At 68.4% G+C, this 14,637-nt stretch carries 15 protein-coding genes; 3 read left to right on the top strand and 12 right to left on the bottom strand.

Annotation, left to right across the window (positions count from 1 at the left end):
• Positions 1 to 43: 43 nt before the first annotated feature.
• Positions 44 to 1,669: an acyl-CoA synthetase gene (locus NB3_RS06975; RefSeq protein WP_067798162.1), complete on the bottom strand. Its 1,626-nt coding sequence runs from the start codon at positions 1,667 to 1,669 to the stop codon at positions 44 to 46.
• A gap of 251 nt (positions 1,670 to 1,920) precedes the next feature.
• On the opposite strand from NB3_RS06975, the gene NB3_RS06970 reads away from it, so the two are divergent.
• Complete coding sequence (locus tag NB3_RS06970; RefSeq protein ID WP_067798159.1) at positions 1,921 to 2,523, top strand: carboxymuconolactone decarboxylase family protein; 603 nt, start codon at positions 1,921 to 1,923, stop codon at positions 2,521 to 2,523.
• On the opposite strand, the gene NB3_RS06965 is transcribed toward NB3_RS06970, so the two are convergent.
• Positions 2,491 to 2,991, bottom strand: a complete 501-nt coding sequence (locus tag NB3_RS06965) for an ArsR/SmtB family transcription factor (protein ID WP_067798156.1) — start codon at positions 2,989 to 2,991, stop codon at positions 2,491 to 2,493. The genes NB3_RS06970 and NB3_RS06965 overlap by 33 nt on opposite strands.
• 84 nt (positions 2,992 to 3,075) lie before the next feature.
• Complete coding sequence (locus NB3_RS06960; RefSeq protein WP_067798153.1) at positions 3,076 to 3,708, bottom strand: hypothetical protein; 633 nt, start codon at positions 3,706 to 3,708, stop codon at positions 3,076 to 3,078.
• A gap of 592 nt (positions 3,709 to 4,300) precedes the next feature.
• On the opposite strand from NB3_RS06960, the gene NB3_RS06955 reads away from it, so the two are divergent.
• On the top strand, positions 4,301 to 5,200 hold the full coding sequence (locus NB3_RS06955) for a phosphatidylinositol mannoside acyltransferase (protein WP_067798150.1): 900 nt from the start codon (positions 4,301 to 4,303) through the stop codon (positions 5,198 to 5,200).
• 305 nt (positions 5,201 to 5,505) lie between these two features.
• Here NB3_RS06955 and NB3_RS06950 read toward each other — a convergent pair whose 3' ends face one another.
• Positions 5,506 to 6,735, bottom strand: coding sequence for an acyl-CoA dehydrogenase family protein (locus NB3_RS06950; protein ID WP_067798147.1), 1,230 nt, complete (start codon positions 6,733 to 6,735; stop codon positions 5,506 to 5,508).
• A 34-nt stretch (positions 6,736 to 6,769) separates the two neighbouring features.
• Positions 6,770 to 8,164 (bottom strand): acyl-CoA dehydrogenase family protein, encoded by a 1,395-nt coding sequence (locus NB3_RS06945; protein WP_371855879.1) that lies wholly within the window; start codon positions 8,162 to 8,164, stop codon positions 6,770 to 6,772.
• 400 nt (positions 8,165 to 8,564) lie between these two features.
• On the opposite strand from NB3_RS06945, the gene NB3_RS06940 reads away from it, so the two are divergent.
• Positions 8,565 to 9,251, top strand: coding sequence for a Uma2 family endonuclease (locus NB3_RS06940; protein WP_084485878.1), 687 nt, complete (start codon positions 8,565 to 8,567; stop codon positions 9,249 to 9,251).
• 127 nt (positions 9,252 to 9,378) lie between these two features.
• On the opposite strand, the gene ftsX is transcribed toward NB3_RS06940, so the two are convergent.
• The 7 genes from ftsX to NB3_RS06915 all read right to left on the bottom strand — a co-directional run bounded on the left by ftsX (position 9,379) and on the right by NB3_RS06915 (position 14,608).
• Positions 9,379 to 10,284 (bottom strand): permease-like cell division protein FtsX, encoded by a 906-nt coding sequence (gene ftsX, locus NB3_RS06935; RefSeq protein ID WP_067798138.1) that lies wholly within the window; start codon positions 10,282 to 10,284, stop codon positions 9,379 to 9,381.
• Positions 10,284 to 10,973: a cell division ATP-binding protein FtsE gene (gene ftsE, locus NB3_RS06930; protein ID WP_067798136.1), complete on the bottom strand. Its 690-nt coding sequence runs from the start codon at positions 10,971 to 10,973 to the stop codon at positions 10,284 to 10,286. The genes ftsX and ftsE overlap by 1 nt, the downstream gene beginning before the upstream one ends.
• Before the next feature lie 85 nt (positions 10,974 to 11,058).
• Positions 11,059 to 11,184: a hypothetical protein gene (locus tag NB3_RS36530; protein WP_267468026.1), complete on the bottom strand. Its 126-nt coding sequence runs from the start codon at positions 11,182 to 11,184 to the stop codon at positions 11,059 to 11,061.
• A 16-nt stretch (positions 11,185 to 11,200) separates the two neighbouring features.
• Positions 11,201 to 12,061, bottom strand: a complete 861-nt coding sequence (locus NB3_RS06925) for a mechanosensitive ion channel family protein (RefSeq protein WP_067798133.1) — start codon at positions 12,059 to 12,061, stop codon at positions 11,201 to 11,203.
• Positions 12,062 to 13,177 (bottom strand): peptide chain release factor 2, encoded by a 1,116-nt coding sequence (gene prfB, locus NB3_RS06920; protein WP_067798507.1) that lies wholly within the window; start codon positions 13,175 to 13,177, stop codon positions 12,062 to 12,064.
• 11 nt (positions 13,178 to 13,188) lie between these two features.
• Positions 13,189 to 13,356, bottom strand: coding sequence for a hypothetical protein (locus NB3_RS34830; RefSeq protein WP_157111582.1), 168 nt, complete (start codon positions 13,354 to 13,356; stop codon positions 13,189 to 13,191).
• A 391-nt stretch (positions 13,357 to 13,747) separates the two neighbouring features.
• A complete protein-coding gene (locus NB3_RS06915) occupies positions 13,748 to 14,608 on the bottom strand; it encodes a helix-turn-helix transcriptional regulator (protein WP_067798130.1) in 861 nt (286 codons plus the stop codon).
• Between the last annotated feature and the right edge of the window lie 29 nt (positions 14,609 to 14,637).

The following is a 14,637-nucleotide window of genomic DNA, read 5'->3' as shown; positions in this document are numbered from 1 at the left end:
CCCGCTGGTAACGGGCCGGGCACGGGGCCCGGCCCGCTGTTCGTCAGGCCTTGACCTCGTACTCGACCAGCACGCGGCGCAGCAGCTTGCCGGTCGCGTTGCGCGGCAGGTCGTCGAGGAACACCACGTCGCGCGGCACCTTGTAGCGCGCCAGGTTGTTCTTCACGTACGCCTTGATCTCCTCACCGTCCGGCGAGTGGCCCGGCTCGGGAACGACGAAGGCGCGCAGGCGCTTGCCGAATTCCACGTCGTCCACGCCGACCACCGCGACGTCGAAGATGTCGGGCCGTTCCAGCAGCAGGTTCTCCACCTCCTGCGGGAAGACGTTCTCGCCGCCGGACACGATCATGTCGTCGTCGCGGCCGTCCACCATGAGCAGGCCGTTCTCGTCGAAATGGCCCACATCGCCGCTGGACATGTAGCCGTCGATGATCTGCTTGTGCCTGCCGTCGGTGTAGCCCTCGAACGGCGCGCCGCTGCGGATGAAGATGCGCCCCGTGGTGTTGACCGCGGTGACGCGCTGGTCGTTGTCGTCGTAGAGCCGCACCTCGCAGGTGATCGGCGCGCGCCCGACGGTGCCGGGCGCGAGCGCGAGGTCCTCGGGGTTGGCCACGGTCGCCACGGCGCATTCGGTGGAGCCGTAGAGGTTGTACAGCACCGGGCCGAACGCCTCGGTGGCCTTGATGGTCAGTTCCGGCGACAGCGCCGACCCGGCCAGCACGATCGCCTTCAGGGAGGAGGTGTCGTACTTCGCGCGGATCGCCGGATCGAGTTCGACCATCCGGTGCAGCATCGTCGGCACCGCCACCAGCATGTCGGCCTGGTGCTCGGCGACCAGGGCGAGCGTCGCCTCGGCGTCGAACCGCCTGCGCACCACCACTTTGTTCGACAGCGCCGCGCCGACCAGCCAGGTGGCCAGGCCGGTGCTGTGGAAGATCGGCGAGACGATCACCTGGGTGCCGCGCCGCGGGAACGGGATGCGATCGACCATCTGCGCCGTGGACAGCGGAGTCACCTTGGTGCGCGGAGCGCCCTTCGGCAGACCGGTGGTGCCGCTGGTCAGGATGATGAAGCCACCCGGCTTGCTCGGCGCGGGCAGCGGCTCGGTCGAGTTGGCGGCCACCAGGTCGTCGAGCGTCTGCGCGCCCTCGGGCAGCGCGGTGCCCTCGTCGACCCAGGTGAGGTAGCGCGGCAAGTCGGCGGGCAGCGCGTCGAGCAGGCCGAGGAACTCGCTGTCGTGCAGCACCGCCTTGACCTTCTCGCGGACGCACACCTCGGCGAACTGCGGCTTGGCGAATCCGGTGTTCATCAACGCGACCCGCACGCCGAGCTTGCCCGCGGCGGCCATGGCGATGATCAGCCCGCGGTGATCGCGCGCGAGCAGGCCGATCACCTGGCCTTCGGTGATGCCCGCCGCCTGCAGGCCGCGCGCGACGGCCGTCGACCGGTCGTCCAGTTCGCGGTAGGTCAGCGCGCCGGCCTCGTCCACGATGCCCGGTGCGTCCGGCGCCACCCGCGCGGAGTGCCGGATCAGCGTCGCCTGGGGGCCGAGGATGCGTGATTCCCGCATCGTGCGCAGCGTCTCCAGCGGCTTCTTCGGATCGGTGACACCCCGGCTCCGCAGCACCCCTAGCGCCTTCACGGCCTCCAGCGTGTGGGCCAAGCTCATGTCGAATTACCTCCACAAAACCCTCGCGTCGGTCCTCGACCTAGCGAACCGGTACGGCGTGTTGACTTGCCACCGTAGCAGTGCGGAGTGTGACAGGTCACAATCAAAACGGACAAATCCGTCTCGGTTCGGTGGCTTTCCTCCCAGCTGGGAGCGGTCGGCGGCCCGATTTCGTCCTTTTCGCGCTCAGTTACCGGCCGGTAGCGCTACCCTCACAACGTCTCTTGACCGCTCGAAGGGAGCCGCGGCCGATGTCCGATCCGCAGGACCGTGCACCGTTCATCGACATTCCCGGCGATCTGCCCGGCATCCGGGGCCTGTTCGCCTTCAAGCCCGAAACCGGAACGGCGCTCAGCGAATTCGCGCAGACGCTGTTGCGTGGGTCGTCGCCGCTGACGCCGGGGGAGCGCGAAACCATCGCCGCGTACGTGTCGTCGCGCAACCAGACCTATTTCTGCACCCAGTCGCACGCGGCGACCGCGGCGGCGCTGGTGGACGGCGGTCGCGACCTGATCGACGCGGTCATCGATGACGTGGACTCCGCCGCGATCGATCCGAAACTGCGTGCGCTGCTGCGGATCGCGGACAAGGTGCGCCGGTCGGGACTCGAGGTGACGCCGGAGGACGTCGAGAACGCGCGCGCCGCGGGCGCGAAGGACGAGGACATCCACGACGCGGTTCTGGTCGCCTCGGCGTTCTGCATGTTCAACCGCTATGTGGACGGTCTCGCGACGGTCGCGCCACGGGAGCGGGCGACCTACGAGCAGATCGGCGGCATGCTCGCCACCGCGGGATATGTGGCCGCCGGAGTGCCGCCGGAATCAGCGGCGAGCGCTGGCCAGGGCGACCAGTAGCGGCACCACCCTGGCGGCGGGCACCTCGAAGCGCCCGCGCCCCGCGGTGTGCAGCCAGCCGACCGCGGCCAGTTGCCGCAAGTGCCGGTAGATCTGCCCGGAGTCGCCGACACCGTCGACTCCGGCCAGTTCGGCGGCGGTTCGCCGCCCGCCCATGATCTCGCGCAGCAGGCGCAGCCGGACCGGGCTACCCAGCGCCGCAAGGCATTCCGCCGTCTCGGCCCAGTCGTCCTCGATGAGGTCGCCGGTGGTGAACCCGGCCTGCCACTCGCGCTGCTGATCGTTGGGCAGCCGGACCGACCCGGCGAACACGACGCCGCCGTTGGGCTCGTCGGCCGCGGCGAACTCCTCCCGCAGGCGAGCCACCGCCCACTGCTCGGCCCCCGGCGGGAGGCCGTCGGGCCGAATGCTTTCTTCCAGCGCGCTGAGCCGCCGTTCCAATTCGGCGACCCGGTCTTCCAGACTCACGAACCCAAAAGCTACGGAAGTAGGCATCTTCCGACAAACCGGAGGCTCCGGTTCCCGTGGCGGCGGGAGCCGGAGCCGCTGCGCTCAGTTGTAGACGGCACCGAACGACGGAACCGAGATCGTGCCCAGCCGGTAGGCGTACCCGTCCGGGTTCTGGTCGCTCACGGGTACCGGCCAGCGGTGCCACAGCGATCCGTACACTGCGGCGACCACCGGGCCCGCGCCGGTGTCCAGGGCGCGGCTGCGGATGGTGGTGTCCACCGGAACGTCGTTGTGTTCGTAGAGCACTTCGGTGCCGCTGCGTCCGTTCGCGAGATTGATCCACACCGCCTCGAGCTTCGCGCCGCCCTGGTTCGGCGAGATGGTGCCGGGTCCGCCGAAGAACCCGATGCGGAATCCGTCCATACCGAGGGCGATTCCCGATCCGTACACCCCCGGACCCTCGCCGCGTCCGATATCCGACTGCGCGGGAACCTGGAACGGCTGCGCGGGCAAGGCCACCTGGCCCGCCCGCGCGAGCTGCCCGGAGGCGATCAGCCGATCCACTGCCTGCTCCGCCGCGGGATGGCCTGCCGCGGCGGTCCGCAGCTGCTGCGCGGCGGCGGCCCAATCGACGGCGGCGGGTTCGGCGGCGGCGTGTCCGGCGAACGGGGCTACGAACACCGCGGACGCGGCGAAAGCGGTAGCGAGGCGACGCGTAAAACTCAGTCGTTGCATAACCAGTTCTCCTCGAAGTTTGCTGGTACTGCTCGAGTGAAGATACGTCCGCTGATTCGTCGATCCAGCGACTCAGGGCGATAGGCTGCCTTGGACGGCGCGTGTCTGTCCAGGGATGAACGCCGATTGGCGTGATCGTGTCAATGACCCATCGACGCAGTGGGAGGGTCGTCGACGGCAGCCGCAGCGGTTGCCCGCGTTGTAGGACGACGCGAAGCGGGCGGACTGGCCGCGGTCGGGGCCGCTATCGGCCTCCGTTTCCACGGGTGATTCGGCGCGCTTCCGAAAAAACCATTCCGTTTGATCTGTGCAGGCGTAGTGTGGAGTTCTCGAGGTGACCGCCGGATTCACGGCGGCGGCGATCGTGTCTTCGCGGTACGCCACCCAGTCGGGTGCCATCGATCGCGAGTGAGCGGAGAACCCCGGAATGTATCGAAGTAACCGACCGTCATCCGACCTGTTCAGCCATCGCAGTGAGCCGGTCGAGACCGGCTCGCCCGCGCCAGGTGCGGTCCATCTGCCCGTCTTCAGCGACGCCGCGAAACCCGCCATGGCGACAGACGAAACGACGCAGGCCGCCGACGGGTAACCGATGAATCGGGCCGCCACCGCATGGGATCTCGGTTACGCCGCGGGCTGGCGGTTGGTGCGCGCCATGCCGGAACCGCTGGCCGTGCGCCTCTTCGACGCGGGAGCCGAACGCGCGGCTCGCAACGGTGGACCGAACCAGTTGCGTCGCAACCTGGCCCGGGTGCTCGGCATCACGCCGGAACAGGTTCCGCAGCCGCTGATCCTGGCGAGCTTGCGCTCCTATGCCCGGTACTGGCGCGAAGCCTTCCGGCTGCCATCGATGGACCCGATCCGCTTGGCCGACATCATCGAATCGTCGGCGACCGGGCTCGAACACATCCACGACGCGGCCGAACGCGGCACCGGCGCGGTGCTCGCGCTGCCGCACAGCGGTAATTGGGACCTCGCTGGAGTCTGGGTGGTGCAGCGCGTCGGCTCACCGACCGTCGTCGCGGAGCGGCTCGCGCCGGAATCGCTGTTCCGGCGCTTCGTCCGTTTCCGCGAACGCCTGGGATTCGAGATCATCCCGCTCACCGGCGCCGCGACGCCGCCGTTCTCGCAGTTGATCGCCCGGATCCGGCAGGGGCGGATAGTCGGATTGCTCGGGGAGCGCGACTTGTCCGGCAGAGGCGTACCGGTCACCTTCTTCGGTGCGGAGGCTCGGCTGCCTGCCGGTCCCGCTCGGCTGGCGATCGACACCGGCGCGCCACTGCTCCCTGTGCATTGCTGGTTCACCCCGGGCGGCTGGGGATTCCGGGTGGATCCACCTGTCGATACCAGAGGTGGAGTGCGCGAGACCACCCAGGCGCTCGCCGACCGATTCGCCGCGGGCATCGCCGACCACCCCGCCGATTGGCACATGCTCCAGCCCCTCTGGACGGCCGATGTCACCGCCGCCCGGCTCGCTCGCCAGAATCCTTGAACCACTCCGGCGGCACCGCCGACCGCTTCCGCGAGTGGCCCCAGAGCCCCTGTGAGCGCCCTCAGTCGCCGGGCAGCCCCCACGCGAATCCGGCGGCTATCACGAAACAACTGACGATTGAAATGAGAACGATGCTCCACATGGGGGCGAAGAGTACGGAAGCCGCGGCCCGAAATCCATAGCCTCGCATCACCGAAAGTGTTCCGAGACACGTCATTCGCTACCGGCGGCCCGGAGAACGAGAAATCCGGTGCGAGTCCGAGAAGCTCGCACCGGATTTCGTCGCCCACTCCGCTAACGCGGCGTCACTTCAGCTCGGCGCTGGTCTTGCCCAGGATGCGGCGCGCGACGATGAGCTGCTGGATCTGCTGGGTGCCTTCGAAGATGTCCAGGATCTTCGAGTCGCGGCCCCACTTCTCCAGCAGAGTGCGCTGCGAGTAGCCGATGGCGCCGGCCAGTTCGACGGCCTTCAACGTGACGTCGGTGCCGGTGCGGCCCGCCTTCGCCTTCGACATGGACGCCTCGAGCGAGTTGGGCTTCTTGTTGTCGGCCATCCACGCGGCGCGCAGGGCGAGCAGGTAGGCGGCCTCGTAATCGGCTTCCATCCGCAGGAATTCGGCGGCGGCGGCGTGCTGGTTGTTGGCGGGGGTGTCGTAGGAGATCTCGACGCCGGCCCCGGTCAGGATCGAGCGCAGCTCTTCCAGCGCGGCGCGGGCCACGCCGATCGCCATCGCGGCGACCAGCGGACGGGTGTTGTCGAAGGTCTGCATGACCCCCGCGAAACCCTTCTCCACGTTGACTTCCGGGCTGCCGAGGATGTTGTCCTTCGGGATCCGGCAGTCCTGCAACAGCAGCACGGCGGTGTCGGAGGCCTTGATGCCGAGCTTGTGCTCGAGCCGCGCCACCGACAGGCCGGGAGCGTCACGCGGCACGACGAACGACTTGATCGCCGCGCGGCCGAGACTCTTGTCCACCGTCGCCCACACCACGATGTGGGTCGAGCGCTGGCCCGCGGTGACGAAGATCTTCTCGCCGTTGAGCACCCACTCGTCGCCGTCGAGCACGGCGGTGGTGGACACGGCGGCGGAGTCGGAGCCGAAGGACGGCTCGGTGATCGCCATCGATGCCCACACCTTGCCGAAACGCTTCAGCTGCTCGTCGGTGGCGACAGCGGCGATGGCGGCGTTGCCGAGGCCCTGGTAGGGGATCGACAGCATGAGCCCGACATCGCCCCACGAGGTCTCCAGCGCGTTCAACAGCGCGGACATGTTGCCGCCGTTGGTGTTTCCGAGCAGCTCGGTCGCGTGACGATCGCTGTCGCTGTCATCGGAGCGGCCACCGGCGGCGCCGCCGATCTTCTGGGTGCCGGAGTCGGCCAGGCCCTCGACCATGGCGGCCATGGTGTCCAGCTCGACCGGGTACTCGTGCTCGGCGAGGTCGTATTTGCGCGAGATCGGGCGGAAGATCTCCTGCGCGACCTGGTGCGCCTGGTTCGCGCTTGCCCGCAGCTTCTTGGGGAGTTCGAGATTGATCATTGGTGAAGGTCTCCTGGAAAACGGAACGGGCCGGTCAGATCAGCACGACACCCTCGGCGACGCCGATGGCCCGCAGGTCGCGGTACCAGCGCTCGACCGGGTGTTCCTTGGTGAAGCCGTGGCCGCCGAGCAACTGCACGCCGTCGAGGCCGATCTGCATGCCCTTGTCGGTGGCGAGCTTGCGGGCCAGCGCCGCCTCGCGGCCGAAGGACAGGCCCTGTTCCGCGCGGGACGCGCCGCGCAGGGTGACCAGCCGCAGGCCGTCGAGTTCGATCGCGATATTGGCGACCATGAAGGCCACCGCCTGACGGTGCGAGATCGGCTCGCCGAACGCCTCGCGCTCGTTGACGTACGGGATCACGTAGTCCAGCACGGCGCGGCCGGTGCCCGCGGCGAGCGAGGCCCAGCCGAGGCGGGCCAGGCGCACGGCGTCGGCGTACTCCTCGGCGCGGGACGTGGCGTCGCCGTCGCCCAGGATGGCGTCGGTGCCGACCGCGACGTTGTCCAGGATCAGCCTGCCCAGACCCGCGGCGCGCAGACCCATGCTCGGGTCGGCCTCCACCACCAGGCCCGGCGCGTCCGACTCGACGATGAACAGCGCGGGACGGCCGTCGAGCTCGGCGGCGATCAGGAACAGCTCGGCGTCGGCCGCGGCGGGCACCAGGCTCTTCACACCCGAGATGCGGTAGCCGCTCGGCGAGCGCACCGCCTTGGTGTCCAGGGCGAACGGGTCGAACAGGGCGCGCGGCTCGCTGATCACCACCGAGGCCTGCGGCACGTTCTCCCCGGTGAAGGAGGGCAGGTAGGTCTTCTGCTGCGCGTCGCTGCCCCACTGGGCGAGCGCCACCGCGACGCCGCTCGGCGCCAGGATCGGCAGGGCGAGGCCCATGTCACCGTGCGCAAGGGCCTCGGCGACCAGCGAGTTGGTCACCGCGCCGCGCTCGGAGGCCGCACCCTCGAGTTCCTCGGGCACGTTGATCAGGGTGATGCCGAGTTCGGCCGCGCGCTCGAGCAGGTCGCGCGGCGCCTTGGCGGCGTTGTCGGCTTCGTAGGCGGCCGGGCGCAGGATCTCGGCGGCGAACTCCTTCACCGTCTCGACGATCATCTGCTGCTCGTCGGTCGGCGTCAGGTCGAAGAAGTCCTTGTTCTTCGCTTCGTTGGCGGCCAGGCGCTTGGGCGCGCCACCGCCCGCCACCTTGGCGAACGCGCGGGTCGCCGCGCCCAGCGTGCGGAAGCCGGTCTTGGTGCCCTCGTAGGTGACGCGCTCGATCGGCTTGCGCAGGTTGTATTTCTCGGCCAGTTCCGACCCGGTAATGGTCGTCATGACCCGCATCGCGGCGCCCATCCAATCCCGCTTGGGTTGGTTCAGGCCGACCGCGGACGTGTCTGGACGTCGCTTCGTTGCGCTGTCTCGAGTGCTCATCATCACCTGTTTTCTCGGATGGGTTGGTGCGGTCTTTCCCGAGCTATCTTACTCCGGAGTAAGGCTATCTTACTGCGGAGTAAGAAGTGCGTCGAGGTGCAGCATACGCGGGTGATCCACGCCTTGCTGGACAAGTGCCCAAAGTTGCGTCCGGGGGTCCGGCCGTCCTCCCTGTCCAGCCTCATGCCATGCCGTGCAACGCGATGAGCTGCGCTTTCGGAACGGACGCGAACCTCTCGACCCGAGATAGCCGGAATTACCGCCGCCGATTCGCCCCACTCCAAGGCCATAGCCACGATCGATGCCGATTCGTTACCGGTGCCGCAGATGTCGAACGCTCGGATGAGGTTGCGCCGTGGGGGAGCGAGCTGCGGAGCTTGTGCCGAACGTGACGGCGGTGAGACGCATGGCGGCGACAGGCGATGTCGACGAGGTAGCCGACACGGGCGCCCTGATTAGAATCCGACCCATGTCAGCGATCTTCGACTGGGCGCGGCCGGACAATGTGCAGCCGGAGCCGATCACGGTCGACATCTGGCGCGAGCTTCCCGAAGAGTTCTGCCGCTTGGTCGAGGTGGTGAACGGGGATGCGGTTCGTTGCGAATCACCGAGTAGGGCGCATCAGAAAGCCGTACACCGGCTGCTGGCAATGCTGGAATCGGCGGCTCGTGAATACATGGCCGAGGATCCGTCGGCCTGTCTGGACGCCAACCACGACTTCGACGTGGTGCTCTGGGAAGTGCCCCGGGCGACGATTCGGCGTCCTGACATCGCGCTGTTCGAGTGCGTGCCGGCGGATGTGCGACCGATGCCCGCACGCCATCTGAAGATCGCCGTCGAGATCATCTCGCCCAGCCATGTCAAAACGGACCGGCTCGAGAAAATGGGCGAATACGCCGCTGCCGGGATCCCCTGGTACTGGCTGGTCAGCGTGTCGGACACCGAAGTGACCGCCATCGAGACCTACGGCCTCGACCACAGTGTGGGGCATTACCGGCTCGCCCGCGTCTTGAAACCGCAGACCGCCTTCGCCGTCGACCTGCCGATCCGGATTCAGCTCGACTGGGACCAGCTCACCGATCTCGTGCTGTGAAGGCCCGCGACCGACGCCGCGCATAGAACTTGTCGCGGTGCGGCGCTGCCCGCGATCGTCCCCGCGTGCACGAGCTCGACGGTGATTCGTCCGGGCCGGTGGCGCAGACGCCACCGGCCCCCGATGATCACTCGCGCACGTAGTACCGCAGCGTCGCGTAGGCCGTGATGGCCGCGAAGACGATGCCGACCGGGGCGATGACCAGCGCGGTCATCGCGATGTCGTCGCCGGTGATGCGCGGGAAGACCTTGCTGGCGAACAGGTCGCCGAGAGCGCGGTCGATCACCAGCGGACGGGCGATGAGCAGGCCGAGCATCGCGAGCACCGATCCGGCCAGCGCGGCGACCACGGCCTCGAGCAGGAACGGCAACTGGGTGTACCAGCGGGTCGCGCCGACCAACCGCATGATGCCGACCTCGGTGCGCCGGGTGAACGCGGCGATCTGCACCATGTTCGCGATCAGCATCACCGCGGCCAGCGCTTGCAGCACGGCCAGGCCGAACGCCGCGTTGCGCAACCCGTCGAACAGGCTGACCAGCCGGTCGACGATGTCCTTGTCGTTGCGCACCATGCCGACGCCGGGGCGGTCGTAGAACTTCTCGTAGATCGTCGGATAGAGTTCCGCGTTCTCCATCTTGACCCGCAGCGACGCCGGCAGCGGCGTCTCGCTGACGTACTTGGCCAACTCGGGCTGATCCTTGAAGGTCTTCTCCTTGGCCTCGCGGACCGCTTCCTCCCGGTTGAGGAACTGGACCGATTCGACGCCGCCGGTGGCTTTGAGATCGGCCATGAGCGAGCGGCACGGGTCCAGCGAGCAGTCCGGGTCGTTGGCCGAGACGTCCTCGGTGAGATACAGCCGCACCTCGAGCCGGTCCAGGAAGTACTGCTCGGTCTTGTCCGCGATGCGCACCGCGAGCAGGCCGCCACCGAGCATGGTGAGCGAGACCGCGGTGGTCAGGATCATCGCGATGGTCATCGTGACGTTGCGGCGCAGGCCCGCGAAGACCTCGCCGAAAAGGAAGCTCGCGCGCATTACCGGCCCACCCCGTACACGCCGGTCGCCTCGTCCCGCACCAGGCGGCCGTGGTCGAGCTCGACCACCCGCCTGCGCATCGCGTCGACGATGTGGTTGTCGTGGGTGGCCATCACCACCGTGGTGCCGATGCGGTTGATCCGCTCCAGCAGCATCATGATGTCGGCGCTGGTGTCGGGATCGAGGTTGCCGGTCGGTTCGTCGGCCAGCAGCACCAGCGGCCGGTTCACGAAGGCCCGCGCGATCGCGACGCGCTGCTGTTCACCACCGGAGAGCTCGGTCGGCAGCCGGTCGGCCTTGCCGCCGAGACCGACCATGTCGAGCACCTCGGGAACCGTGCGGTCGATGAACTGGCGCCGCTTGCCGATGACCTCCAGCGCGAACGCGACGTTCTGGTACACGGTCTTCTGCTGCAGCAGCCGGAAGTCCTGGAATACGCACCCGATCCGCTGGCGCAACTTGGGCACCTTGCGGCCGGGTAAGCGGTCCACCCGGAAATCGGCCACTCTGATCTCGCCCGCCGTCGGCGTCTCCTCCTTCAGCAACAAGCGCATGAAGGTCGACTTGCCCGAGCCGGACGGTCCGATGATGAAGACGAACTCGCCCTTGCCCACATCGACGGTGATGTTGTCCAGCGCGGGTCGCGTCGAGGTCTTGTACGACTTGGTCACGTTCCGCATGGTTATCACGGGGAGCCAGTGTAACCAGCAACCACGCGCGGCCTGCGTTGTCAACCGTGGGTGACAGTGCGGCGCCCGGTCCGTCCCGCTCGGCTCAGCGCTCGGACGAGTCGGTGAACATCGCGGCGGGCACCGCGTTGACCAGGGTGGCCGGAGCGGTGGTCGTCTCGTCGGGTTTCACGAATACGTACAGCACGAACGTGGCGACCCAAGTTGCCATCAGGATCGCCGTGGATTTACGTGGTCTCACTGATTCCCTCCCGGCGCAGCGCTGCGGCGATTCGTACCCGCAGCTCGCGTCCGACGTCGAACTGCTTGCCCGGCAACGTCCGGGCAACCATTCGGATGTTCATCTGGTCGACGGTCAGGTCTTCCACACCCATGACGGTGGGCTCGTCGAGCAGCAGCGGCTTCAGGCGAACGTCCTCGTACGCCTTCGCGCCCACCTCGTGCAGGATCTCGTTGACCCTGGTGATGTCGGCGCTCGCGGCCACCGGCACGTCGATCGCGGCGCGCGCCCAATCCTTCGACAGGTTCGTGACCTTCACGATCTGGCCGTTGGGCACCGTGATCACTTCACCATCGGCGTTGCGCAACGTGGTGATCCGCAGCGTGACGTCCTCGACCGTACCTTCCGCCTGCTCCGCGGCGCCGGTCACCGCGATGCGGACCACATCGCCGAATCCGTACTGCCGCTCGGTGATCAGGAAGAATCCGGCGAGGATGTCCTGCACGATGCGCTGCGCGCCGAAACCGAGCGCGGCGCCGAGCACCGCGGCGGGCGCGACCAATCCGGTGACGGCGAAGCCGAGGCGCCGCAGCACCTCCATGGTGATCAGCACGTAGACGATGGTCAGCACCACCCAGGTGATCACCTGCGCCAGCGCGTGCCGGTGCTTGGCGGCCTCGGTGCGCACCAGCGCGTCGCTGCTGCGGAATCCGGCGTCGATCCTGCGGGTGACCCGGTCCCGCACGTAGGTGGCGAACCGGCTGAACAGGATGGCGCCGAGGATGAGCAGCACGATCTCCAGGCCCGAACCGCGTAGCCACGTCGTGAAACCGGTGGAAGCGATCGCCTGGACGCCCGCGACATTCATCTAGCTACCCTGCTCTCGCATTCGCCAGCGGATCCCCGACTCGATGAACCCGTCGATATCGCCGTCGAGCACCGCCGACGGGTTGTTGACCTCGTAGTTCGTCCGCAGGTCCTTGACCATCTGATAGGGGTGCAGCACGTAGGAGCGCATCTGATTGCCCCAGGACGCGCCCTCGTTGGTCTTCAGCGCGTCCATCTCGGCGCGCTCTTCCTGCCGCTTGCGCTCCAGCAGCTTGGCCTGCAGCACGCGCATCGCCGAGATCTTGTTCTGCAGCTGCGATTTCTCGTTCTGGCAGGTGACCACGATGCCGGTGGGCAGGTGGGTGATGCGGACCGCCGAGTCGGTGGTGTTGACGCTCTGGCCGCCGGGGCCCGAAGAGCGGTACACGTCGACGCGGATCTCCGTCTCGGGCACCTCGATGTGGTCGGTCGTCTCGACCACTGGCAGCACCTCGACCTCGGCGAAGGAGGTCTGGCGGCGGCCCTGGTTGTCGAACGGGCTGATCCGCACCAGCCGGTGCGTGCCCATCTCGACCGACAGCGTGCCGTAGGCGTAGGGCGTCTTCACCGCGAAGGTGGCGCTCTTGATGCCCGCCTCCTCGGCATAAGAGGTGTCGTAGACCTCCACCGAGTAGTTGTGCCGGTCGGCCCAGCGGATGTACATGCGCATGAGCATCTCGGCCCAGTCGGCGGCGTCGACGCCGCCGGCGCCGGAGCGGATGTTCACCAATGCGTCGCGCTTGTCGTACTCGCCCGACAGCAGCGTGCGAACCTCCATCGCCTCCACGTCGCTGCGCAGCGCGGCGCGCTCGGCGTCGGCCTCGGCGAGCGCGTTGGTCCTGGCCTCGCCCTCTTCCTCTTCCGCCAGTTCGTACAGCACCGGCAGGTCGTCGAGCCGCTGGCGCAGCTCCTCCACCCGGCGCAACTCGCCCTGTGCGTGCGACAGCTCACTGGTGACCCGCTGGGCGTGGTCCTGGTCGTTCCACAGGTCGGGGTCGGCGGCCTGATGTTCGAGCTCGTCGATACGACGGCGCAGCTCGTCGATGTCGAGGACCGACTCGACCGTCTTGAGGGTGGCGTCGAGTTCGGCGAGATCAGCGGAAACGTCAGGATGCACGATCGTCAAGCCTAGCTGCCCCGCTCCGGCCGCAGCACACGAGTGCGCGCGTGATGACCGGGGACGGCGTCGGCGCGGGCGGCTCGCGCCGCGCGCGGGCCGGGTGGGCGGATCACCGGGACGCCGAACGCTCGCAGGCCATCGCGGGCCGGGTCGGTGCGCTGTGACGGACGCCTCATGGGTTTCCACCATAAACGGCGACCGCGCTTGGCGCAGTTGGTGTTTGGAATTCGCGGCGGAGGTCTGGTTCGTCCGCGCACGTGGACGCCGGTTGTGCCTGATCAGTCGTCTTGCCGGGCGGACGGATTCGCGGCGCGGCGGACAGTGTGGCGAACTCCACTCGTTCCGTCGCGGGTCACTGCCGCCGAAAGCGCCTGCACTCGGCTCGGCGAACTGTGGCCGAGGCGATTCCGAGCCGAAGCGGCGGCCGGACCGCCGGGGGCTGGTGGACCGCTGCGCAGTCCGGTAGCTCTGCGGTGCTGCCACCCCTGCGAGAGTCACCGGCTGGATCGTCATCCGCACATCCGCCGGACGTGGCGACCCCCGGAGGCCCACATGCTGTGCTGCGGTTCAGCCCGAGACGGCGCGCAGTCCTCCGGGACGGCGTCCGGTGAGCGCGTCGAGGGCCGCGGCGGTGGCCTCGTCGGCCGGCAGATAGACGATCACGCGCTGGTCGTCATCGGCGGAGAGGTCGAGGAACTCGTAGGCCAAGCGCAGCGATCCGGCTTCGGGGTGGGCCAGCCGGGTGATGCCGGAGGCTGCGGCCAAGCTCGGCACGGTCTCCACCCGGTCGGTGAACGCCGGGCCGACGGTGACGGTGAGTTCGTCGGCGAGCGCGGCGATGTGCGCGTCGGCGCGGAACGGTCCCTGTTTCAACGTGGCGACGGTCTCGTCGGCGACGTGCTCCCAATCCGGGTAGACATCGCGGGCCCCGGACGCGCGGAAGACGAAACGTGCCAGGTTGGGCGGGGTATGGGGTCCGTCGAAGAGTCCGGTCGGCGCCATCAGCCGGTGGTAGGCGCCGGTGTGCGCCAGCACCTCGGTGAGACGGTTGACCACCACCGCGGGCGTCGGCTCGAGCCGGTCCAGGATGGCGCGCACCGTCGGCCGCACCTCGCGCAGCGGCTGCGCGTCGCCCATGCAGGTGAAGCCGCTGTCCACCGACTTGCTCAGCCGATGCAGGTGCACGCGCTCGGCGGGGCTCAAACGCAACGCGTCCGCCAGCGCGGACAGCACCGAGGGCGAGGGACGCCGGTCGCGGCCCTGCTCGAGGCGGGTGATGTACTCCACGCTCACACCGGCCAACGTGGCCAGCTCGGCGCGGCGCAGGCCGGGGGTGCGCCGCCGCGCTCCGGTGGGCAGGCCGACTTGGGCAGGCGTCACCGCTTCGCGGCGGGTGCGCAGGAACAGCCCCAATTCGTTGTCGCTCACCCTACGAAGCTAACAAGGCCGAACGCCCT

The sequence above is a fragment of the Nocardia beijingensis NBRC 16342 genome (genome assembly GCF_001612785.1).
In the GTDB taxonomy this organism is placed as follows: Bacteria; Actinomycetota; Actinomycetes; order Mycobacteriales; family Mycobacteriaceae; genus Nocardia; species Nocardia beijingensis.
Note: the sequence above shows the minus strand (reverse complement) of the source record. Positions and strands in the feature narration are given on the sequence as shown.

Bases quoted from the DNA above. Each gene is read 5' to 3' on its own strand.
- NB3_RS06975 (WP_067798162.1), bottom strand. From the start codon at position 1,669: ATGAGCTTGGCCCACACGCTGGAGGCCGTGAAGGCGCTAGGGGTGCTG.
- NB3_RS06970 (WP_067798159.1), top strand. From the start codon at position 1,921: ATGTCCGATCCGCAGGACCGTGCACCGTTCATCGACATTCCCGGCGAT.
- NB3_RS06960 (WP_067798153.1), bottom strand. From the start codon at position 3,708: ATGCAACGACTGAGTTTTACGCGTCGCCTCGCTACCGCTTTCGCCGCG.
- NB3_RS06955 (WP_067798150.1), top strand. From the start codon at position 4,301: ATGAATCGGGCCGCCACCGCATGGGATCTCGGTTACGCCGCGGGCTGG.
- NB3_RS06950 (WP_067798147.1), bottom strand. From the start codon at position 6,735: ATGATCAATCTCGAACTCCCCAAGAAGCTGCGGGCAAGCGCGAACCAG.
- NB3_RS06940 (WP_084485878.1), top strand. From the start codon at position 8,565: ATGGCGGCGACAGGCGATGTCGACGAGGTAGCCGACACGGGCGCCCTG.
- ftsX (WP_067798138.1), bottom strand. From the start codon at position 10,284: ATGCGCGCGAGCTTCCTTTTCGGCGAGGTCTTCGCGGGCCTGCGCCGC.
- NB3_RS36530 (WP_267468026.1), bottom strand. From the start codon at position 11,184: ATGGCAACTTGGGTCGCCACGTTCGTGCTGTACGTATTCGTGAAACCC.
- NB3_RS06925 (WP_067798133.1), bottom strand. From the start codon at position 12,061: ATGAATGTCGCGGGCGTCCAGGCGATCGCTTCCACCGGTTTCACGACG.
- NB3_RS34830 (WP_157111582.1), bottom strand. From the start codon at position 13,356: ATGAGGCGTCCGTCACAGCGCACCGACCCGGCCCGCGATGGCCTGCGA.